We start from the raw sequence: 20,859 nt of genomic DNA on the forward strand, positions 1-20,859 counted from the left end.
AATTAGTTTCGTAGAACCGTATCAAAAGTATGTGAAGTTTGAAATAGATAAGAGTGAAAATTAATTTAGGGCCATTCATAGATGATATATTCTAAGGCATGATTCAATAGTGAATTGAAACATGCCTTAGTTTTTAGAAAAAATGTCAATGATTAAAAAAGAATTAGAAAAGCAGTCATGGCACACCTAGTTGCAATACCTTTTCCTCTACTTTCAAGACGACTTGATGATTTAAGCGCATACCTGAAATAAAGAAATGAACCTATCGTTAAGTAAGGCAAATAGGATGCTGGCAGAAAAAGGTTCCAATTATCCCCAAAGTAAGAGGCGGAAAATCACCCTCATTACCTGGGAGAATAGGCTTATCTAGACGTTGAACAATTACATCTATTATCCATTGGCTAAATACTACTGCACCAATAATAATCCTTAGTTTATTACATGGGATTAAGGTTATTCCGTATTTAAACCTTATTTAGATACATCACGTAGAACCGTACCATAAGTAAATGAGTTTTTTTTGTATAAATGGCCTCTTTGTTGCTTATTCTTTGTTTTTCTTTATTATTTTTTCGTAAATACTTTGGTCTTGTAACCTTTTAAAAAGCGAAACGTCGGGAACTAAGTTTGTTTCGAAAATCCAAATATCGCCTTTTTTATCAATGCCGATATCCATACCGATTCGGGTAATATCTAGGTAACAGTTCCCTAAATATAGGGCTCCAATCATGCAAATTTCATTTAGTTTAGAAAGTAATTTTTGGGGGTCGCTGTTTATTTTTGATTTTTGCAGAGCTTCTTCTAACAGGATTATAGACGTCGCCACATTGGTAACGATATATTTCTTTGAGGAAATCTTCGCTACTTTCGCGGTAACTTCCCAGTTGCTACCGCGGTTTTCTCTTTGAACCATCACGCGCGCGTCAAAGATACAATCTTCAATCGTCGCTAAGGGTATCCTTTCCTGAACGAGATAACTTTTTTGAGATAAGTAATGGGTTTGGAGGTAATCAATGAGGGAGGCTCTACCTTCTATTAAACGTTTTTTTCTTTCGTTATGAACTTCAAAGACATCTCCTTGCAGCCAGGAAACTTGTACAATGCCTATTCCCCATTGACCTAAACATGGTTTGAGCATTACCTGCTTGTGTTCTTGAATAAAATGAAGGATTGTGTGAGTGGTTGCTAGTTGGGTATGGGGAAGATAAGCTGCTAACTCATCAACGAAAGACAGTACTTGATACTGGCTCCACTTACTTTTTGAAAAGTGCAGGAAAATATCTCGAATATACCATTCCTCTTTTAATATTCCGATATCTAATACAATAGTTGGACATTCGGGATAATGTTTTTCGAGACATAAAACGGTTTGGATGGCCGAATCATCAAGTTTTTGTATTATGAAGTCTATTTCTTTTTGCTTTAAAAAGCCATTCTTTTCAAGTACCGCTGTTACACTCCAGTTAAAGAACTGATCTCGATGCATAGTTACAAATAGTTCAACAGCCTCTTCATTTCTGTTATTCAAGAAACTAAAATCCTGAAGAATATAATATTTTTCTGTTGTGCATATGTTTTCCAAATAATTATAAACATCTGATTTGTTATTGAAAATCATTGAAAAGCTTTCATTTTGAATTTTATACTTCTCTTTTTCCCCTGGTATTAAGAATACATGAATTTCTTTTGAACCAAAACACGGTCGGATAACCAATTGTTGATTTAAATTTTGATAAAAGGACTGTTCGTTAAACAATTCGGTATGAACAACATAAGGCTTAGTTTTTTCATTCGCATTTAAAATTTGATACTGGCTCCATCTTCCTCTTGTAATTTCCATTAAAATCTCACCTCTATAAGGCTTTCTCTTCAATGTATGAAAACAAGTTTGAATTAGTGTAGACATTTCAATAAGGCCATACCAATAGCCAAACTTACTTAAGTTATAATGCCCGATACACTTAAAAGATAATTTCAAATAGTGTAAAATATTTTCGTATTTTTAGTAGTCAACTGATAAAGAAAAGGGGGAAATGAAATGAGAATCTTTGATGCACATTTTCATATTGTTGATTTTGATTTTCCAATTATTGAAAACCAAGGATATTTGCCACCTAGTTATGTGGTAGAAGATTAACAAAATGAAACTGCTGATATAAATGTTTTAGGTGGTGCTATTGTATCCGAGTCATTCCAAGGACTTGACCAAGCATATTTATTAAAGGCACTGAAACAAATGGGCCCAACATTTTGCGGCGTAACACAATTACCATTTACAGTGACGGATGAAGAAATCATAAATTTAAATAAAAACGGGGTAAAAGCATTACGTTTCAATATTAAAAGAGGCGGCTCAAAAGATTTATCAAAGCTAGACTACTTTGCAAGAAGGGTTCATGATTTAGTAGGATGGCATAGCGAGCTTTATATTGATGCAAAAGAGTTGCCTGAAATTGCATCAACGATTGAAAAATTACCAGCAATATCAATTGACCATCTAGGATTATCTGAAGAAGGGCTCCCACATTTATTAAAGCTAGTTGATAAAGGGGTTACATGTAAAAGCTACTGGTTTTGGTCGTGCAGAGTTGAATGTTGAGTATGCCGATATTGAATTGATTCAACAGTTTTTTGATGAACAAGCCGTGGATAAAATTCTCTACACAAATGCACTTAAATGGTATTTCAAATAATGGACTTTCAGAAAAAATTTAAATTTTTAAAAAATTTGGAGGGTTTATTATGAATAAATCACTACAAGCTGGGATCGAGCATGAAATGAAGTTTGTTGTGGCACAGTCAAAAACCGTAGCAAATCTTAACCCGGAATCGGAAGAGTTTGGAGCAATGCCAGAAGTGTTTGCAACAGGTTATCTTGTTGGTCATTTAGAGTGGACATGTATGCAAGCGGTTAATCCTTATCTTGATTTTCCACGTGAACTGACACTTGGTACACACATTAACGTAAGCCATGAAGCTGCAACACCACCAGGGCTTGAAGTAACTGGACGAGTTAAGCTAATGCAAGTCGCTTTTCTGAAAAGGCTGCAAGTTAAGTGAACGAATAGGACAATTAAAAGCATTGCTAAAAACGCATAATTCTAATTGAATTAACAGTAATCATTAAACTTTATTATAAAGAATTAAATATTCCACATTAAATAAGCGCATGTTTTGATGTAACATAATTTCTGTAAAGGTTAGGGAAGTTGTGAATTATTTTGAATTTCTCCATATCTGAGAATAATAACCAAAATCCAAAGCGGTCTTTCAGTAATGAAAGGTCGCTTTATATTTCTTTTGGCATCGATTTTGCCAAAGCTAATTTTAAAAAATCGAGATATACTAGAAGTTCTTCTGGTAAATATACATCGTTTCGTTTCACAAATCCAACTTGAATCACTTGGTTTCCTTCCAATGGAATAGTGATGATATTGGGGTTCATGTAATTACTCACAATACAGCCTGTTCCCAGATTGTAGCTAGTTGTGTTTGACAAGAGATTATTCATGGTCCCTCTATCGGTCACATAGACTAGCTTCTCAATATTGTTTACATTAAGCGTTTCTTCCGCAAAATGTAGGAGCATATCATTCTGCTGGTAGCTTAAATAAGGATAGCCTCTTAACTGATCTAAGGTAATGGAAGTATAATGGGCCAGTGGGTGTTATTTACGTAAAAAGACATGTTGTTTCAATGAAGCAAGGGGTGTAAACAATAGGGATTTTGAGACAAAATGACGCTCGAAAAAGTGCTTATTTAAATCGGTTAGAGATAAAATTCCAAGAATACTTCTGCTTGCATACACGTCATCAATCACATCGATCGACTTACCTTCTCGAACTGCCAGCTCATATTTCCGTTCAGCAAAATGATCCATTAACTTCGCAACAGCCTCTATTGCAAAGCCATAATGTTGAGAGGAAATTGAAAACTTTGTTACGTCTGTTTTTTTCACTTTATCAAAATGATGGATGACAGTATCCATTTGCTCTAAAAGCATTTTTGCGTAAAACAATAATTCAGTACCTTCTTTTGTAAAAACTACCCCTTTGTTCGTTCAATCTAATATTATTATCCCTTACTCTGCTTCCAAATCGCGCACGGCTTTACTAATACTAGGTTGCGTTACGAAAAGTGCTGAAGCGGCTTTACTGATTGAATTATGTTTAGCAATTTCCACGATATAACGAAATTGTTGAAGCGTCATGTCCGTACCATCCTTCATTTAGTCCTAATTACGAATTTGCTATAATTATAGTCTATAGCAAGGAGTTAAAAAGTTCAATTTTACGTTTCTTTTGAACAGTCTTAATATAAAAGGTGAAAAACAAATTCATTATAAAAGGGTGATAAACATGATAAGAGAAGCAACACCAAAAGATTTAGAAGAAGGAGATAAAAGAAATGTCAATCAAGTACCATGTCTTGCTCCTATTAACCTGTTTATTTTGGGCAGGGAATTTTGTTGTTAGTAAATACCTTGTTGAACATACCTCACCGATTACACTAACTAGCCTTAGGTGGATGATTGCGGTCGTTTGTCTTGTTCCTCTTGTATGGTGGAAGGAAAAAAAGATGCTGCCACCGAAAAATGCAATACTTCCTTTGTTTTTAATGGGGTTAACAGGAGTTGTTCTATTTAACCTTTTTCAATTTTTAGCATTAGAGAAGACAACCGCAACAAATGCTGGCTTAATATCGACGTTAAATATGATTTCCATCGCTGTTTGTTCAGCTCTTTTTTTGAAAGAAAAAATGAATATGTTACAAATTTTCTCAATGATATTTTCCCTTTTTGGTGTCATTCTCGTACTATCAAAAGGGAAAATAGATTACCTGCTTTCATGGGATTTTAATACAGGTGATTTATGGATGATTACGGCTGTATGTGTATGGGGGATTTATACGATTTGTAGCAAATGGGCTATGACGAAAACTTCAGCTTTGATGTCTACTTTATACTCTGCTATTTTTGGGCTGATAATTCTTCTGCCATTAAGTATCTCTGAATTTACAGTTTCGAATATAAATGCCTCATTTTTAGGTTGGATTCTCTATACAGGAGTCATTTCAACATTAGTCTGTATGCTACTTTGGAATATTTGCATTCAAAATTTAGGTTCAACAACATCTGGAGTCTTTTTAAATTTTAATCCGATATTTACTGCAATTTTAGCATTTCTTTTTTTAGGTGAACAACTGACTTGGATCCAGGGAATAGGTAGTGCCATCGTGATAATAGGTTGTTATTTATTCTCATACTTTACAACAAAAGAATTGAAATTCTTATTAAGAAAGTTACGACATCATTAAAGGACAATAATCACTTTATATAAGCATGTTGGAGTCCGTTTTGTCTAATTGATCTGGAGGGATATTATGATTCAAGGTTCTTGGAGAGCGTTGGTATGGATTGGGCTATCAGTGTTATGTGCTTTAAGCTTATGGTATAATGCTTCAGTGATTGCGCCGGAACTAATTGAAATTTGGAATCTTAGCTCTAATTCGGAAGCCTGGTTTTCTGCTTCTGTTCCTATTGGATTTGTAATAGGCGCATTACTTAGTTCATTTTTAGGGGTTGCTGACCGTTTTAATCCCCGAAAGGTTTTTGCAATTTCAGCATTTTTAGGTGCAATATTGAATGCCTTATTAGTTCTAGTTGATTCCGGCTTTTTCGGTATTCTGCTAAGGGTATTTACTGGAATTACCCTTGCAGGTGTATACCCAATCGCTGTAAAAATTTTATCAGAATGGTTTCCTAGAAAACGTGGTTTGGCAATTGGAATTTTAATTGCAGCATTAACATTAGGATCATCATTGCCACATTTTGTTGTTCTGTTCTTTTCTTCATTAAGTTGGAAATTCGTGATCATTTGTAGTTCAGTCTTGGCTTTAATATCAGCTTTCGTTGTCACATTTATATTAAAAGATGCCCCAATAAAATCGAAAAATTTGCCTTTCTCTTTAAAATTAATAAAAAAAGTAGTTACGAATAAACCAGTAATGCTTGCAAATTACGGTTACTTCGGCCATATGTGGGAATTGTATGCGATGTGGACATGGCTTCCCGCATTTTTGACTGCTAGTTTCTTAAACTATTCACCAGAAATTCCTCATTGGTTCATTGCATTAACCTCTTTTATTTCAATAGGAATTGCAGGAGGGATTGGTTGTGTGGTGGGTGGACTAATTTCAGATAAAATCGGAAGAGCAAATTTAACGATTATATCTATGTCTATAAGTGCTATCTGTTCGATACTAATAGGTTTTACATTTGGGCAATTTATTTGGTCAACGCTAATAATCTCCATTATTTGGGGGGTGTCCGTCATATCTGATTCCGCTCAATTTTCTGCAGCAGTTTCAGAAATAGCTGAAGATGAGTATGTAGGTACAGCCCTTACTTTTCAAATGTGTATTGGTTTCCTAGTTACTATATTTTCTATAAATCTAATCCCTATTATTCAGAGAATCATTGGTTGGGAGTGGGCCTTTACAATATTAGCGATTGGACCTATTCTTGGAATTATAACTATGGTCAAATATAGACGTTACGAATTCAATAACGAGAAAGTGCAATTGTAACTTTTGATTAATAAATCATCATAATTTAATTTTAGGTATTATTTTCGTGGTATTAACGTTGATTTATACAACCATTTTAGCCGTCTTTACGGGGACAATTGGACAGTTGTTCAAACGTAGGGCTGGAATCAACAGGTGGGGTAATATTGTTTTGGGCCTGCTTTATTTCGGACTAGGCATACAAGTTGTACTATTAGGTCCATAACCTATTTTAGATTAATGGACTAATTCCGAAAGGTTGTTAGCTATTTTTATTTAGAAAGGAGTAAGTACTGTGTACATTCCCAAATACTATCAAGTCAAAAATATCGATGAAATTATAGAATTAATTGAGAGGAACTCATTTGCAACGATAGTCACAACAAAAAATGGGAAACCGATTGCTACCCATCTCCCTTTACAGCTACATAAAGAGGGAGAGGATTATTTCATAACCGGGCATATGGCAAATGGGAATCCCCAATGGAGAACATTTGAAACTTGTGTGGATGTTCTAGTCATATATCAGGGACCACATGCTTACATTTCTTCTTCATGGTATGTGCATGAAAATGTACCTACCTGGAATTACCAGGCAGTACATGTGTATGGTCAAGCAAGTATTTTAAGTGAAGAAGAGTTGAAACAAGATCTTATGGAGCTGCTAGAGAAGTATGAGAAACGGCGTGAAAATCCGGTTTTATGGGATAAGTTATCGCCTCAGCTATTAGAAAGTGAACTAAAAGGAATTGTTGGCTTTAAAATAAAAGTGAAAGAAATTCAAGCCGCTTATAAATTAAGTCAGAATCGAAATGAAAAGGATTATCATAACATCGTTGAAAAATTACAAGAAGAAGAAAATCTAAATTCTCAAAAACTAGCTGAAGTGATGAAAAAGAGAATTAAAGCTAATAAGTAATCACACTTTTGGTGATGAACCAATTATCATCAACTACGCTTTACGAATGCGGAGGTAGAGGGCAAAAATAATCTTATTAATGCCTTGCAAAGAAGGCACTTTTTCACGCGTAATCTGCAACACTATAATTAAATGATTTTACTTGAGTGAAATGCCGAGTAGATTCACCTCGGTTCTTAGTCAAGCATATGTTTTGGTGAAGAGCCTATTTTACTAATTGATATTTTTCTAGATCTTCACTCGAACGATTAACCATCGCTGCTATTTGCGCCCTTTTAACATAATCGCTAGGGTAAAATCCGCCGTCTTCTCTACCTTTGATAATACCATTACTACTAAGTTTTAAAATATCTTGATACGCCCAATGTTCTTTTTGTACATCATAAAAAGGAGATTTATTCGTTTCATTTAATGGATAATCTAATATTCTCGATAATATTGCGGATAATTGAGCTCTTGTGATTTTAGCATTTGGTTTAAAGTTGTTTTGATTCGTGCCATTAACAATATTATACGTATATGCTATTTCAATAGCTCGTTTTGCCCAATGGTTTGTAGGAACATCAGTAAAATAATCGGGTACGGTTTCGTTTGTTTCGCCTAAATCGATAGCGTTTATAAGGATAGAAACAGCTTGTGCCCTTGTTAGTTCACCATTTGGATCAAAAGTGTATTCATTTTTTCCGTTAATCCAACCTTTTCTAAATAGGGACATAATATCATTCTCAGCCCAATGATGTTCTGAATCTATAAAATTATGTTCTCCATTCGCCCAAGATGAATAAAAATCCCATATTCCGTTATCTGCTTGATTTAAATCCCAACTACCAGTTCCTCGTAAATTGTATTTCTTTACTAATCTTAATTTATATTTTAAAGATAAATCATTTTCATACCATATTGTGTAATTCCCCGGTGTTAGTTTTTTACCACTAATATACGTTGGTGAATCACTGCTTTTAACTGTAAATTTGGCATAAGCTGATTTTGAGGCATGATCAAAATAGAATTTTCCTTTATGGTTATTCACGATGCTTACTACAGCTTTATTCGCAACACCATCTCCTCCTAATTTCTCGTCATCGTTCCAGATTCGACCATAAAAAGGGAGGCCTAAAATGATTTTATTTGAATCAACACCTTGATTTAGTAAAGATTTAATCGAATTTTCAACAAAAGATATGCTAGCAACTGGACCTACTTGACCACCTTTCCAACTTTCATCATATGCCATTACCATTAAGTAATCGCTATATTCACTTAGTTTTAAATAATCATAGGACCCATGCCATCCTACTGTCCAACCATTTGGATTTGCAGCAACCGCTATGGAAATTGTTTTATCATGAGGCATTTTTTCATTTAATAATCGAATGAAATCTGTAAATACTTCCTTATCGGTATAGTTTAAATTCTCAATATCGATATCTATTCCATCTAAATTATTTTTTACTACAGAATCTACAAGTTGAGTAGATAAGCTTTCTCTATTTTTCATCGCAATTTGAGCTAAATTTCGATCCCAATGGTTAGAAATAAATGGAACGACTTTTATTCCTCTATTGTGTAACTCTTCTATTAAATTTTTATCAATAGAAGATTTCAAACTACCGTCATCGTTCAATTCATAGAAATCTGGCGTAGCTGTACTTAACGCACCTAATGTCATCTCTATATTTTTTAAATAGGTGCTAGAATTTTCGCCATATAAATAAGTCATATGTATGTCATTTACTGAGGCATCAGTACTAAATGGAGAGGCAAATAATGTAGTTAACAGAGCTGGGATTAGAAAATATTTTTTTAATTTTTTTTTCATTGCTTACTTCCTTTAAACTATATTTATTACTTAATTATCTATTATTCAGGCCAAATACATCAATTATAAAAATATGGTGTTATTGATTTATTTTGTTAGTTTATACTATTTGAGGAGTCGTTTAGTTAAAAAGATTGAGTATAGAAATTAGTTTTTCTGATATTTACTCTTCAAATAGTAGTATCAAATATTCTATAAAAAGTCGAGATTGACGATGAAAATAGGGGAGAACTTCCTCCGAACGCATGCACAAGTGCTCTTGACAAACAGATAAAAAGAATGCGCTTTTTTTGACAATACGAAAGAAAGTAAGGGGATGTACAATTGAGAAAAGTAACAACAATAGTGGCCGCTTTTGTAATTGTATTATTAGTTGGATATTTTTCAATTCGCCTTTATACAGATATGAAGCTAAATGGTGTTAAGGAAAAAGTAATAGAAAATAATCCTGGAATTTCTAAAGTAGAAAATATAAATAGTAAAAACCACTGGGGAGAATGGTTTTCTGAATATATATTAGTGGTTGAAATGAATGGGTTAAAATATCGTATTTGGACATCTGACGAAGGAGAAATTACAGATAAAGAGGCATTGTAATTGTTCAACTAAAAAAGCGGGTTAGTGTAATAAAGGGAGTCTGTTAAAAAATGTAAAGGGGTGGATTATAATGATGCTTTTAGGACCTTTTCTAATGGCGCTTATACCAGGGATTATTATATTGATGTTTACGTGGTGGTTCAGTAAAAAAGGCTTTTCCTTTTTTGTAAGGAGGTTACCTGGAGTCCTAGCCATTATAGTGGCTACCAATCTCATCTATATTGGTTTTGTTAACATTAGAGGATTCGAAGGTGTAGGTTATGGCATTCTAGGTTTCTTTTTAATCTTCTTTGCCATAATATCGTTTGCTATTGGAAAAAAGGATACAATTAAACGTTAAGAAGTATTATTCAACATGTAAGGTCATTTAATAACGTTAGATTGCTAAGTTCTTCTCCAACTAATGAGGGGATTGTTCAAAAGAGCAGTTGCTTCTTTTCCTTAAGCAACAAATGACTTTTGTTGATTTCAAATGGGGAATTTAATAAAAAATGGAACTTATATTTGTTTCAACCGTATTTAAGTAATAGGTTCATAGAAGTTTATTATGAAGGAGTTGATTAGCTTGATAATTTTCGCTGAAGCCTTGCGTGCAATTTCTATAGCAGTGCTAATTATTAGTTCCTCCTTTTATTTTCGACATCTGGCTAAAACGAAGAAACAAAGAAAACTTTCAACCTTTGATTTAACAATGTACATAATAATTCAGATGGCGTATGCCTTTTTTACAATCAGTTTATTGATTTTTATATTTGTTGAGTAATTGTTGCAGGGGGATCTGGGGCGTCTATGTTAAAAGAAAATAACCCTTTTATCCATGCTCGATTTACTAATTATGTGATGTAATGGCTGATTGACAATAGTATTCTGAAAAATACCCGATCGGCTCACATTTTCCTAAAGGCATAGGAGACTTTGTCCGAAATTGGAGGAATAACTACATTAATATAATTCTATAAGATTCCGATAAATTGACCATTTCGTTTGTTTTAAAGGAGACGTAATAGAAATGCCGGTCTACAAGATTACTGTTGCAGATGTAGCGACGTACGCATTACGACAACAACATGTTAACCGCAATATAAAACAAGCACCTTTCGTTACAAACTAAGTAAAGTAGGTAGCGCTGCATTCCAAAAATTAGCTAGTGTGGAAAGTTGTTTTTTTTTACTAGTAGGCTCTTTATTTAATGGTAATATAGCAAATACACGTCTCACTAACCTTCTTCTAATCCTTCTAAAATTGAAATCGTTTTACTCGCTTTTTTTTCTTAAAAACAGTGCTAAAAGTAAACCAACAATGCTAATAACTGTTGCCAATATGAATGCCACCCGAATTCCAAGAAGCATGGCCTCTGTAGATTGTGCATTTAATATCGTCATCGTCCCACTCATAGACGCAACAAGTAGTGCTGAAACAATGGCTCCTCCAACCATGCGAAGAGTGCTATTTACCGCAGTCCCGTGTGCCATCAAATGTCCCGGCAATGCATTCATTCCCGCAGTTGTAAGAGGCATCATAATCATCGCAATCCCCAAAGAAATAGCCACAAAGACAATCGATAATAGCCAAATCGGTGTGTTCATCGTAATAATTACATAGACGAGCAGGCTGATAGTAATCAAGCTATAGCCAACAATCGCTAACAATCTACCGCCAATTTTATCGAAAATTTTCCCCGTAATAGGAGACATAAAGCCCATCAGTATTGCCCCTGGAAGAAGCATGAGTCCCGTTTCTAATGCCGTTAAGCTACGGACATTTTGCATGAAAAATGTCAATAAAATTTGTGAACCAATCATTAAAGCATATACGAATACAGAAAGCATCGTTGAAATCGTAAATTCCTTCGTTTGAAAAACACGAAATTCTAGTATAGGCTTTGGTAATTTTAACTGACGAACAATAAATAAAGTTAATGCGATTGCACCTATTATAATTGGAATTTCTACTTGCCAGTCCATTAACCCGACTGAACCAGCTATACTAAAGCCATAGAGCAATCCACCCCAACCAAATGATGACAAAATAATAGACAAGGAATCAAACTGACTTTCGCGTTTAGGTGTTACATTTCTCATAAAGAAAAAGACGCAAACAAGAACAAGAAGCGCTACAGGTAATACTGTATAAAATAAGTACCGCCATGTAAAATGAGCGATTAGCCAACCTGATAATGTCGGTCCAATCGCAGGAGCAAATCCTGTCACAAGACCAGCTACTCCCATTATCGCTCCACGTTTTTCTTTGGGATATAATGTTAATAAGATTGTTTGCATGAGCGGCATAATTATTCCCGCACCTGCTGCTTGAATAACTCGAGCTACTAATAACACAGAAAAACTAGGTGCAATTGCCCCAATCGATGTTCCAATACTAAAAAGTCCGAGTGCAGCAATTAACAGCATTCGATTTGAAAATTTACCAATTAAAAAAGCTGTAATTGGTATCAATATTCCGTTCGTAAGTAAATAAATCGTCGTCAGCCATTGTGCAGCACTTACATCAACCTGAAAATCTGCCATAATAGGCGGCATGGCAATCATTAATAAAGTTTGATTCAAAATTGAAACGAACGCAGCAGAAAGTAAGATCGCCACAATCATTGTTCGTTTTGAGTTCGTTATTTGCATATATGTTCTACTCCTCAAATGTTAGTACGAACTAACATTTGTTTATAAAAAAAGAGGCAATTATTTCTTTGCCCCATTCAAAAATAGCTCGACATGGTGATGAATAAAAGATTGTCGCTGGTCATGTAAAAAATGATTATGAGCAATTGTAGTCGAAACAAAAAAGCCGAACAATCCAGTTAAAAACATAATCGCCGCATTTTGTGTATCTAGTAGTCGAAGTGTGCCATCCTCTACTTTTTGCTGTAAATAATGAGACAGCAAATTTTGTAGCTGCTTCGTATTGTCTTCAGAAATAAATTCCGTTAACTCAGGGATTGTTTCCCTATCCTGTACTGCAATTAAAAAAATGACTTTATTTTTTTCCATAAAATCTAAGTACTTATTTGCGATTTGCAGTAGATTTTCCACGATATTTGCAGTGAGTGCTTGTGAAAAAAACTGCTCAAAATATGGAATATAGGAATGTACCTTTATGAGCGACTGTAAAATTCCTAGTTTCGTTTGAAAATGACGAAACACCGTCATTTCACTTACATTTGCCTCCTCGGCAATATCTTTTACAGAAACCGCATGAAAGCCTCGATTTGCCATTAGCTTTCCCGCTGCTTCAAGAATCCGTTCCTTCGTTTTTTTCGTCATGTGCATCCCTCGTCGAATGTTAGTTTACACTAACATTATGGATTGAAGTGATTGTTTTGTCAAAATTATTAATTTTGCTAAGTCCAACTTTGTTATATATTTGTTTTGTTATACCTATTATTATAAAAGTAAACGAGATCAATATTTGTTTAGATAAGTATTTTAAAATGATCGTATTAATTCCTATCGCTTCAGTATCAAGGGTTTTAAAAACAAAAAAAACGGGTACCTCCACAATTTGGTATAATTTAGGTGGTAAAAATCTAAATTATCTACGAGGTGAATACCTGATGACTTTTGTAAAACAAATGAGCCTATTTGACATCCATGAATTATTGAAAATGGAAAGTTCTCGACGTTTTGACCTATTTTTATCACGTTCGATGTGTAGTCGATTTTTCAGTTTTTCTTCAGCGTAGTGCACCACATGAACTGAATTATGGTCCGCAGATTCATTCGCAAATCATTCGGATTATGGAACGCATTTCAACAATCAAGGATTTAGTATAGCGTTTGGTCCATGATCCTTTATTCCGTTTGTATTGCGGGTTACTTAAATCCGATTCCTTGCCAATTGTGTGCGTGAACATAGCTACTATTACGAAGGAATTGTTGAAAAGTACCGCACATTAATATTCTCATGACCAAGGAATATACCACTTGTCCATAACGAGGGTATTCGCTTTGTCAAAAGGTGTTCAAAATCAAATGCGAAACCGATCTTCGCAAATACACATATCCAGCACGTGGTACGGATTTGTGATGGAAGTTCTCAAAAATTGAGTAAATTTCCTAGCTGCTATTAATGAGATTCTTCAAGTAGTTGTAAAGGAACTCATTCACCTTGAAGAGCTAATAAAAGAGCGACTTCCCTATTATATAGCGAAAATCATACTGCTTTTTCAACAGCTCATCGACCAGTTTAAAGACAACGGAGACTTACGAAACACACCAAATGAATAAATCTTAAACCTAATTCTTCCCCTAGTCGGTGTTTTTTTAGTTTTGCGATTTGTACTATTTGAAAACTATACAGTAACAGATAAAGAGATTGAAAACCTCGTGAAATTTGGCATGGGATAGTCTTCAGTTTCTCCATAAAAAGATTCATCACTTGTAATGATTGAAAGGAGTTTACTTATGTCAGTTATTAAAATAGAGCAATTAACGAAAGATTATGGGCATAATCGAGGCGTTTTTGATGTATCGTTTGCAGTTGAAGAAGGGACGGTCTATGGCTTCTTGGGACCGAATGGAGCAGGCAAAACGACGGCGATTAGACATATTATGGGGTTTTCTCGTCCGCAAAAAGGATCAACGACTGTCAATGGCTTAAATAGTTGGGAACACGCGAGCGAAATTCAAAAAACACTCGGCTATTTACCAGGTGAAATCGCCCTCCCTGAAAATTTGACGGGTATACAGTTTATTCAAATGATGGCGGACTTGCGCGGGATAAAGGATATGACGTATACCAATGCACTCATTGGAAAATTTGAGCTTAATCCTTCTGGAAGGTTAAAGCGCATGCCACTTGGAATGAAACGTAAATTGGCGATTATTACAGCCTTTATGCATGACCCTGCTGTGCTTGTATTAGACGAACCGACAAGCGGTTTAGATCCTATTATGCAAGATCGATTTATCGAATTTATTAAGGAGGAAAAAGAGAGAGGGAAAACCATTTTACTCTCAAGCCATCTTTTCCATGAAATTGATGCAACATGCGACATCATTTCTATTATTAAAAGTGGTCGAATAATTTCGACATTTATAGCAGATGAACTACGCAATTCGTCCGCAAAAACGTATAAATTTGAATTTAAATCACAAGAGCAATTTGACCGCTTTAGCAGTGAAGTTAAAAATCATCTGCATTTTAAAGTACAAACACTAACGTCACATAAAAAACAGGTCATACTTACTGTAGATAGCGCCGCAATTAATGATTTTATAGCGTTTATTGCTATGTATGAGCTAAAGTTTTTCTCAGAAATTAAATTTACGCTGGAAGATTATTTTATGAAGTTTTATGATCGAAATGCAATTGTAGAGAGGGGGATCGAGTAAAATGGCTTTCATTGAAATTGAGCAGATGACGAAAGATTATGGCGATGGGCGAGGCATTTTTAATATAGCTCTATCCATTGAAAGAGGGGAAGTATTTGGCTTTGTTGGTACGAATGGTTCAGGAAAAACGACAACGATACGTCATATGATGGGTTTTTTAAAGCCGCAAAGTGGTCGCGCAATGATTAATGGTTTGGACTGCTGGCGTGATGCTGCGGAAATTAAAAAATGGCTTGGCTATATTCCGGGAGAGATTGCATTTCCTGATGCGTCAACGGGATCAGAATTTTTAAAAGGACAGGCCGAATTGTTAGGGTTAACAGATATGTCTTATGCGGAAACGATCATCCAGAGGTTGCAACTCGATCCAACTGCAAATTTAAAACGTATGTCGAAAGGTATGAAACAAAAAACAGCAATCGTCGCAGCATTGATGGCTGATCCAGATGTATTAATTCTAGATGAGCCTACTACGGGACTTGACCCATTAATGCGAGCTGAATTTATTGCTATATTAATAGACGAGAAGAAAAAAGGGAAAACGATTTTCATGTCGAGCCATATGTTTGAAGAGGTTGAAGAAACATGTGACAAAGTAGCCATGATAAAAGACGGTAAAATTATTGCCATAAAGCCAACTGTAGAAGTAAAGCACAGCAACAATAAAGTGTATAATATTGCATTTGCAACACGGGATGCGTATGAGCTTTTTGGAAATGAGTCGTTTGAAGTGACCGCACAAGATCATGTAAAACAAGAAGTGACGATTCATCTCCATGACAGTCAAATAAATACCTTATTCCACATATTACAAGGGTACAACGTCAAATATATAACGGAAACGAAGTACACACTTGAACAATACTTCAAAAGTCTAAATTAGGGGAGGGGAGTTTCATGTTTAGTAAGACGATTTATAAACACACATTAAAAGCAAATTTTAGGTTATGGCTTATTTTCACCCTTATAATAAGCGTCCTAAATGCATTGATAATCGCAGTCTTTGATCCGAGTACGATTGACAGCATGTCTGAGATGGTGCAAGGAACACCGCTTGAAAATTTATTACAAACAACAACTTTTTTAGGTATGCTTGCGCAGACGTTTTATTCAATCCATGGTGTCATATTACCGCTTGTTTTCATTGTCATGACGGCAAATAGTTTAATAGCGTCACAGGTAGATAGAGGATCCATGGCGTATTTATTATCAACACCCACAAAAAGAAACACAGTCGTATTTACACAAGCTATTTACCTTATCTCAGCTCTGATTGTGATGTTCACTATTTTAACAGGGGTTGGTGTGGCTGCAATAAAGTTTTTCCAAGGAGATATGGAATACAATTTGAATGAGTACGTCATGCTAAATGTCGGTTTATTCCTATTGATGTTTGCAACGAGTAGCATTTCTTTCTTTTTCTCCTGTCTATTCAACCTATCGAAAAACTCATTAGCTCTAGGTGCTGGAATTCCGCTTGCCTTTTTCTTTTTGCAGCTGATGAGCACTTTGGATAGCAGTCTAGAAAATTTGAAATATGTAACGTTAAATGCGTTATTTGATTCTACCGCCATTTTAGCTGGTGAAGGGTATGTATTAAAGCTACTTATTCTGGCCGTTGTTGGGGTTATTCTGTATATGGCCAGCGTTAAAGTATTTAAAGAAAAAGATTTACCACTATAAATCGAGGGCACTTAAAAAGTCTATTTGATTTAGTATAGGGAAGTATGTTATTCGTGAAATAGAATAGGGCAAGATGGTGTGGAGAGCAGAAGCCACTTTTAAAAAGTGTAAAAGCTTGAATGCTTCCTTTATCATTAAGGGCTGTTAAACGCTACTGTAATTTTATTAGCTAATACAACTGTGCTAATCGCGCGGTTGTATTAAGTTAACACTACAAATGTTCACTTCCATATGAACAACTATATATTGCTCAAAAGTTTTTAGCTAATTAGTTGATACTCTTTATGAGAAAGGGCTGTGTTAAAAAGTCAATTTGACTATTAACACAGCCCTTTGGTTTTTTTCGTATTCGTAATAAACATGTTGTTAACAATTAAAAAAGTCACTGTGGCGCAGGTTGTCAGCAGAGAGAGCAACTTGATCGAAGGATTGGCTTAGTTGGTCTATAACTTTGACGAAGTAGTTGAGTTCGTTTTCGATTTTGTTGTTTTGGTGTTTGGTTTCGCCAACTGTTTGTAAGATGTGTTTAAAATCATTTTCTGTTTCTTTTAGTTGGTCATTTCCTTTTGTTACTGCTATTGTAATGGTTTCGAGGGACTTTGTCAGGTTGCCTACTTGTGAATTTAAGGACGTGATTAAAGTCGATACATTGGTTACGGATTTTTTTGTTTCTTCGGAAAGCTTACGGACTTCTCTGGCTACAACAGCAAACCCTTTGCCTACTTCACCAGCACGAGCTGCTTCAATGGTTGCATTTAGTGATAATAAGTTCGTTTGGTCGGCGATAGTCGTAACGATACTGACAATTTCTTGCATTTGTTTTGATATAGAAAGTAATACTTGTACATCCTTTGCTATCGTACAAACGGATTGATGGATATTTACCATATTCGTATTTTGATTGGTTAGTTGCTTTTTGCCATTTTCAGCGTATTGCTCTGAAAGGGTGGAAATTTCCGCACCCTCATTGGCAAGTGACATGACTTCATGTGATTGTGCTTGTAATTGTTGAAAAGAAGCATTCGTTTGTACAGAAATTGCTGCAAGTCTTTCCGAGGCTTTTGCAACATTTTGCCTCATTAACGTTTTCTCTTCTTCCCCTTGATTTCTGACGCGTTCACTTTCGGAATCATATGCTTCAAGAACTAGTTGCTGCTCTAGGTTTACTATTTTAGTCACAGCTCTTATGGCTAGAAAATATTCTTCTTTATCCTTCACATGCGCTTCAATAATATCCATTAGTGATAGGAGAAGGTCTTGAAAAGCGCACATATACCACTTCGTTTTGAGACCGATTTTAACATGAATACTGGCAATGCGAATTCTTTTTTCGAAAAAAGCTTGATCAATCACACCATCAAATAGCTCACTAATATGTTTAGAAAGAGTCTGGGTCAATCTAGAAATCGAGCTATTGTCATTAATAATTTTTAATAAGGACGATTGGCTTTTTAAATTTTCATAAAATCTGTTCACGATTTGCTCTATTTGTTCATTCAAAAAGGGCTTTAAATTGCTAATGATACGAAGATCTTCTCTAGTTAGCCCAATCATTTGAACCTGTTTTTCTATATCTGAACCTTTAGAAATGGCCATTGTAACATTAGCTTGTTTAGTTAATACTTTTTCTATTGGTTTATTAGTTTTTTTGGAAAACATAATCGTCACTCCATGTTTCTTTCATTTGTTGAAAGAACTTTTTTTTCAAGTGATCAAACGAAATCGGTTTACTAAACAAAAACCCTTGGATTGAATCGCATTTCATCTTTTTTAATAATTGGAGTTGTTTTTTTGTTTCAACACCTTCAGCGACAATATTTAAGTTCAGTTGATGACCGAGCGTTATAATCATTTTAACTATTTTTTGACTAGTCTTATCCATTTCTAAGTTTGATATAAAGCTGCGATCAATTTTTATTTCATCAATCTTTAAGTCTTTCAAATATTGTAAGGAAGAATAAGAAGTGCCAAAATCATCTATGGATAATTTTATGCCAGTTGCCCTAAGACGATTGACAATATCGATATTTTCTTGATGAATAAGAAAGCGTTCAGTAACTTCTAAAGTAAGATTTCTCGGTTGGAAGGACATCCTTTCTAAAAGCTCTGCCACCATTTCGGGAAAACGAGGATTGTCAAATTGTTGGGCAGAAATGTTAACCGAAAGGCTTAGGTCAGGCCAACCAGATTGATGTAACTTTTTCAATTTATAGATGGATTGAGTTAAAACCCATTTTTCTATGTCAAGAATAAATCCTGTTTCCTCAGCAACGGGTAGAAAAGAGGCTGGTGACAATAATCCTAAATGAGGATGATCCCAACGAATAAGGGCTTCGACACCTAGTAACTGTTCGTTTACACCAAAGTAGGGTTGATAATATACCTCAAATTCTTCACTTTCTAAGGCTGTATTTAATTCAGTAAGTACTTTTTCGTTTGTTTCGTTTAAACGTTTATCTATTTCAAATGAATAAAGGAGAGAATGATTACTATTATTTGTACTACTATTTGAAATCTCTATGGCCAAAGAGGCTAGTTTGCTATAAAAATCGACTGCATTCAACGTTTTTTCATCTGGTTTTCCTACTTCACTACTGTAAAGTGCGATTGTTCCTAATAATTCTTTTTTTGAAGAGAGAAGAGGTGTTGAAAAACAAGCACGAATTCCATGTACAATTGCACTATGCCGATACTTTTCCCAAAGAGGATTATTTTCAATATCTGATACGGTAACAGGTTGTTTTAAAAAGGCAGCAGTTCCACATGAACCTCCATAGGGGCTGACGTCTGCTGGTTCAATCGAGTTAATAAAGTTTGTAGGGAGAGAGGAACTCACCGTTTCTCCTAATTGCTTTAGTATGGGATTGTACAACATGATGGACCCATACAAACTAAAAGAATCGCAGGAATTTTCAATACTATTCACAATAAAAGTTAGTATTTTTTTTAATTGCATACCAGATGAAATCATTTGGATAATGGTTGTTTGATTCTTAAATAAGGATTTCTGAACTGTAATCATCATTTTTCCCTCTTTTCAAAAAAGTTATGGATGTGCTGAAATATTCTTATTTACTATTATTACAAGTAAAAATAATTATCACTATAAGGGAAACCCCTAAGTGTCATTTGAAAAAAACCCTATATCGTACTAGGTCATCCCCTAAATTCATGGGGTATTCACCCTATCTTGTAAATATAATAGGAATTTCCTATGTTTATCCAATATTGACCATAATTATGGTATAGTATTTTCATAGAACTCTAATTTAGGAGGTGCAAGTATGATTTCAGTATTACTTGCCGACGATCATGCCATTGTACGCTCGGGAATTAAACATATGATTAATAGTCAAACGGACATGAAGGTAATAGATGAAGCAGAGAACGGAGAAGAAGTCGTTCATAAAGCATTAGAAAAAACCCCTGATGTAATCATCATGGATTTAAATATGCCAAAGAAGAGCGGTCTTGTGGCAACAAAGCAAATTAATGAAGCTAATAATAAGGTGAAGATCATCGTTTTAACGATGCATGAAGGGAAGGAATATCTATTCCACGCATTGCAGGCAGGGGCTTCTAGCTACTTATTAAAAAGTTATCATGAAAATGATTTAATAGAAGCAATTCGGACAGTTTACCGCGGAGAAGCTTACTTATATCCTAATGCTACAAAACTTTTATTAGAAGAATATATGAAAAAATCAGATGCCAATGAGAGTGATTTGCAAAAATTAACGGGCCGCGAACAAGAGGTATTATCTTATTTGGCTAAGGGTTATACCAATCGGGAAATAGGGGAGAAGTTGTTTCTTTCAGTAAAGACGATAGAATCCCATAAATCGAAAATTATGGATAAATTACAACTGAAAACACGTCCAGATTTAGTGAAATTTGCAGTAAAAAACGGCTATTTAGATTTTGATTAA

Annotated in this window: 18 protein-coding genes and 1 pseudogene; 11 read left to right on the top strand and 8 right to left on the bottom strand. The window is 34.8% G+C overall.

Features of this window, described 5'->3' with window-relative positions; translation table 11 throughout:
• Window positions 1-544 precede the first annotated feature (544 nt).
• Entirely contained in the window at window positions 545-1,840 is a 1,296-nt protein-coding gene (locus tag MHH87_RS07165) for a YheC/YheD family protein (RefSeq protein ID WP_340748631.1), read from the bottom strand.
• Between the two features lie 315 nt (window positions 1,841-2,155).
• Here MHH87_RS07165 and MHH87_RS07170 point away from each other — a divergent pair.
• Window positions 2,156-2,693, top strand: a pseudogene (locus tag MHH87_RS07170) (amidohydrolase family protein).
• Between the two features lie 49 nt (window positions 2,694-2,742).
• Complete coding sequence (locus MHH87_RS07175; protein WP_340748632.1) at window positions 2,743-3,060, top strand: thioesterase family protein; 318 nt, start codon at window positions 2,743-2,745, stop codon at window positions 3,058-3,060.
• Window positions 3,061-3,667: 607 nt separating this feature from the next.
• Here MHH87_RS07175 and MHH87_RS07180 read toward each other — a convergent pair.
• Both MHH87_RS07180 and MHH87_RS07185 read right to left on the bottom strand, forming a co-directional pair.
• Window positions 3,668-4,018, bottom strand: coding sequence for a hypothetical protein (locus MHH87_RS07180; protein ID WP_340748633.1), 351 nt, complete (start codon window positions 4,016-4,018; stop codon window positions 3,668-3,670).
• Between the two features lie 63 nt (window positions 4,019-4,081).
• Window positions 4,082-4,210 (bottom strand): LysR family transcriptional regulator, encoded by a 129-nt coding sequence (locus MHH87_RS07185; protein ID WP_340748634.1) that lies wholly within the window; start codon window positions 4,208-4,210, stop codon window positions 4,082-4,084.
• A 197-nt stretch (window positions 4,211-4,407) separates the two neighbouring features.
• Here MHH87_RS07185 and MHH87_RS07190 point away from each other — a divergent pair, with 197 nt between their 5' ends.
• From MHH87_RS07190 to MHH87_RS07200, 3 genes are all read left to right on the top strand, one after another.
• Window positions 4,408-5,316, top strand: coding sequence for a DMT family transporter (locus MHH87_RS07190; RefSeq protein WP_340748635.1), 909 nt, complete (start codon window positions 4,408-4,410; stop codon window positions 5,314-5,316).
• Between the two features lie 66 nt (window positions 5,317-5,382).
• Entirely contained in the window at window positions 5,383-6,588 is a 1,206-nt protein-coding gene (locus MHH87_RS07195; RefSeq protein WP_340748636.1) for an MFS transporter, read from the top strand.
• A gap of 274 nt (window positions 6,589-6,862) precedes the next feature.
• Window positions 6,863-7,486, top strand: coding sequence for an FMN-binding negative transcriptional regulator (locus tag MHH87_RS07200; protein WP_340748637.1), 624 nt, complete (start codon window positions 6,863-6,865; stop codon window positions 7,484-7,486).
• 205 nt (window positions 7,487-7,691) lie between these two features.
• On the opposite strand, the gene MHH87_RS07205 is transcribed toward MHH87_RS07200, so the two are convergent.
• On the bottom strand, window positions 7,692-9,305 hold the full coding sequence (locus tag MHH87_RS07205; RefSeq protein WP_340748638.1) for a glycosyl hydrolase family 18 protein: 1,614 nt from the start codon (window positions 9,303-9,305) through the stop codon (window positions 7,692-7,694).
• Window positions 9,306-9,629: 324 nt separating this feature from the next.
• Between MHH87_RS07205 and MHH87_RS07210 the strand changes: the two genes are divergently transcribed.
• Window positions 9,630-9,902, top strand: coding sequence for a hypothetical protein (locus MHH87_RS07210; protein WP_340748639.1), 273 nt, complete (start codon window positions 9,630-9,632; stop codon window positions 9,900-9,902).
• 70 nt (window positions 9,903-9,972) lie between these two features.
• Entirely contained in the window at window positions 9,973-10,242 is a 270-nt protein-coding gene (locus MHH87_RS07215; RefSeq protein WP_340748640.1) for a YesK family protein, read from the top strand.
• 913 nt (window positions 10,243-11,155) lie between these two features.
• Here the strand turns inward: MHH87_RS07215 and MHH87_RS07220 are convergent.
• Window positions 11,156-12,535 (bottom strand): MDR family MFS transporter, encoded by a 1,380-nt coding sequence (locus MHH87_RS07220; protein ID WP_340748641.1) that lies wholly within the window; start codon window positions 12,533-12,535, stop codon window positions 11,156-11,158.
• Window positions 12,536-12,595: 60 nt separating this feature from the next.
• A complete protein-coding gene (locus MHH87_RS07225; RefSeq protein ID WP_340748642.1) occupies window positions 12,596-13,177 on the bottom strand; it encodes a TetR/AcrR family transcriptional regulator in 582 nt (193 codons plus the stop codon).
• Between the two features lie 1,140 nt (window positions 13,178-14,317).
• On the opposite strand from MHH87_RS07225, the gene MHH87_RS07230 reads away from it, so the two are divergent.
• From MHH87_RS07230 to MHH87_RS07240, 3 genes are read left to right on the top strand one after another with little or no spacing between them, the layout of a single operon-like run.
• Window positions 14,318-15,247 (top strand): ABC transporter ATP-binding protein, encoded by a 930-nt coding sequence (locus MHH87_RS07230; protein ID WP_340748643.1) that lies wholly within the window; start codon window positions 14,318-14,320, stop codon window positions 15,245-15,247.
• Window position 15,248: 1 nt separating this feature from the next.
• Window positions 15,249-16,130 (top strand): ABC transporter ATP-binding protein, encoded by an 882-nt coding sequence (locus MHH87_RS07235; RefSeq protein WP_340748644.1) that lies wholly within the window; start codon window positions 15,249-15,251, stop codon window positions 16,128-16,130.
• A 14-nt stretch (window positions 16,131-16,144) separates the two neighbouring features.
• Complete coding sequence (locus tag MHH87_RS07240; RefSeq protein ID WP_340748645.1) at window positions 16,145-16,930, top strand: ABC transporter permease; 786 nt, start codon at window positions 16,145-16,147, stop codon at window positions 16,928-16,930.
• A 366-nt stretch (window positions 16,931-17,296) separates the two neighbouring features.
• On the opposite strand, the gene MHH87_RS07245 is transcribed toward MHH87_RS07240, so the two are convergent.
• Together MHH87_RS07245 and MHH87_RS07250 are read right to left on the bottom strand one after the other, a co-directional pair.
• Entirely contained in the window at window positions 17,297-18,589 is a 1,293-nt protein-coding gene (locus MHH87_RS07245) for a globin-coupled sensor protein (RefSeq protein ID WP_340748646.1), read from the bottom strand.
• The gene (locus MHH87_RS07250; RefSeq protein WP_340748647.1) at window positions 18,570-19,952 is read right to left on the bottom strand and encodes a sensor domain-containing phosphodiesterase; all 1,383 of its coding nucleotides are present in this window, start codon (window positions 19,950-19,952) and stop codon (window positions 18,570-18,572) included. Before MHH87_RS07250 ends, MHH87_RS07245 begins: the two co-directional genes overlap by 20 nt.
• Window positions 19,953-20,214: 262 nt before the next feature.
• On the opposite strand from MHH87_RS07250, the gene MHH87_RS07255 reads away from it, so the two are divergent.
• A complete protein-coding gene (locus tag MHH87_RS07255) occupies window positions 20,215-20,859 on the top strand; it encodes a response regulator transcription factor (protein WP_340748648.1) in 645 nt (214 codons plus the stop codon).

It is taken from the genome of Solibacillus sp. FSL H8-0538 (genome assembly GCF_038003525.1).
Lineage (GTDB): Bacteria > Bacillota > Bacilli > Bacillales_A > Planococcaceae > JBBOPI01.

Excerpts from the sequence above, each read along its gene's own strand:
- MHH87_RS07240 (WP_340748645.1), top strand. The coding sequence starts at position 16,145 with ATGTTTAGTAAGACGATTTATAAACACACATTAAAAGCAAATTTTAGG.
- MHH87_RS07250 (WP_340748647.1), bottom strand. The coding sequence starts at position 19,952 with ATGATTACAGTTCAGAAATCCTTATTTAAGAATCAAACAACCATTATC.
- MHH87_RS07230 (WP_340748643.1), top strand. The coding sequence starts at position 14,318 with ATGTCAGTTATTAAAATAGAGCAATTAACGAAAGATTATGGGCATAAT.
- MHH87_RS07175 (WP_340748632.1), top strand. The coding sequence starts at position 2,743 with ATGAATAAATCACTACAAGCTGGGATCGAGCATGAAATGAAGTTTGTT.
- MHH87_RS07190 (WP_340748635.1), top strand. The coding sequence starts at position 4,408 with ATGTCAATCAAGTACCATGTCTTGCTCCTATTAACCTGTTTATTTTGG.
- MHH87_RS07185 (WP_340748634.1), bottom strand. The coding sequence starts at position 4,210 with ATGACGCTTCAACAATTTCGTTATATCGTGGAAATTGCTAAACATAAT.
- MHH87_RS07235 (WP_340748644.1), top strand. The coding sequence starts at position 15,249 with ATGGCTTTCATTGAAATTGAGCAGATGACGAAAGATTATGGCGATGGG.
- MHH87_RS07225 (WP_340748642.1), bottom strand. The coding sequence starts at position 13,177 with ATGACGAAAAAAACGAAGGAACGGATTCTTGAAGCAGCGGGAAAGCTA.
- MHH87_RS07215 (WP_340748640.1), top strand. The coding sequence starts at position 9,973 with ATGATGCTTTTAGGACCTTTTCTAATGGCGCTTATACCAGGGATTATT.
- MHH87_RS07195 (WP_340748636.1), top strand. The coding sequence starts at position 5,383 with ATGATTCAAGGTTCTTGGAGAGCGTTGGTATGGATTGGGCTATCAGTG.
- MHH87_RS07165 (WP_340748631.1), bottom strand. The coding sequence starts at position 1,840 with ATGGAAATTACAAGAGGAAGATGGAGCCAGTATCAAATTTTAAATGCG.
- MHH87_RS07220 (WP_340748641.1), bottom strand. The coding sequence starts at position 12,535 with ATGCAAATAACGAACTCAAAACGAACAATGATTGTGGCGATCTTACTT.
- MHH87_RS07245 (WP_340748646.1), bottom strand. The coding sequence starts at position 18,589 with ATGTTTTCCAAAAAAACTAATAAACCAATAGAAAAAGTATTAACTAAA.
- MHH87_RS07205 (WP_340748638.1), bottom strand. The coding sequence starts at position 9,305 with ATGAAAAAAAAATTAAAAAAATATTTTCTAATCCCAGCTCTGTTAACT.
- MHH87_RS07255 (WP_340748648.1), top strand. The coding sequence starts at position 20,215 with ATGATTTCAGTATTACTTGCCGACGATCATGCCATTGTACGCTCGGGA.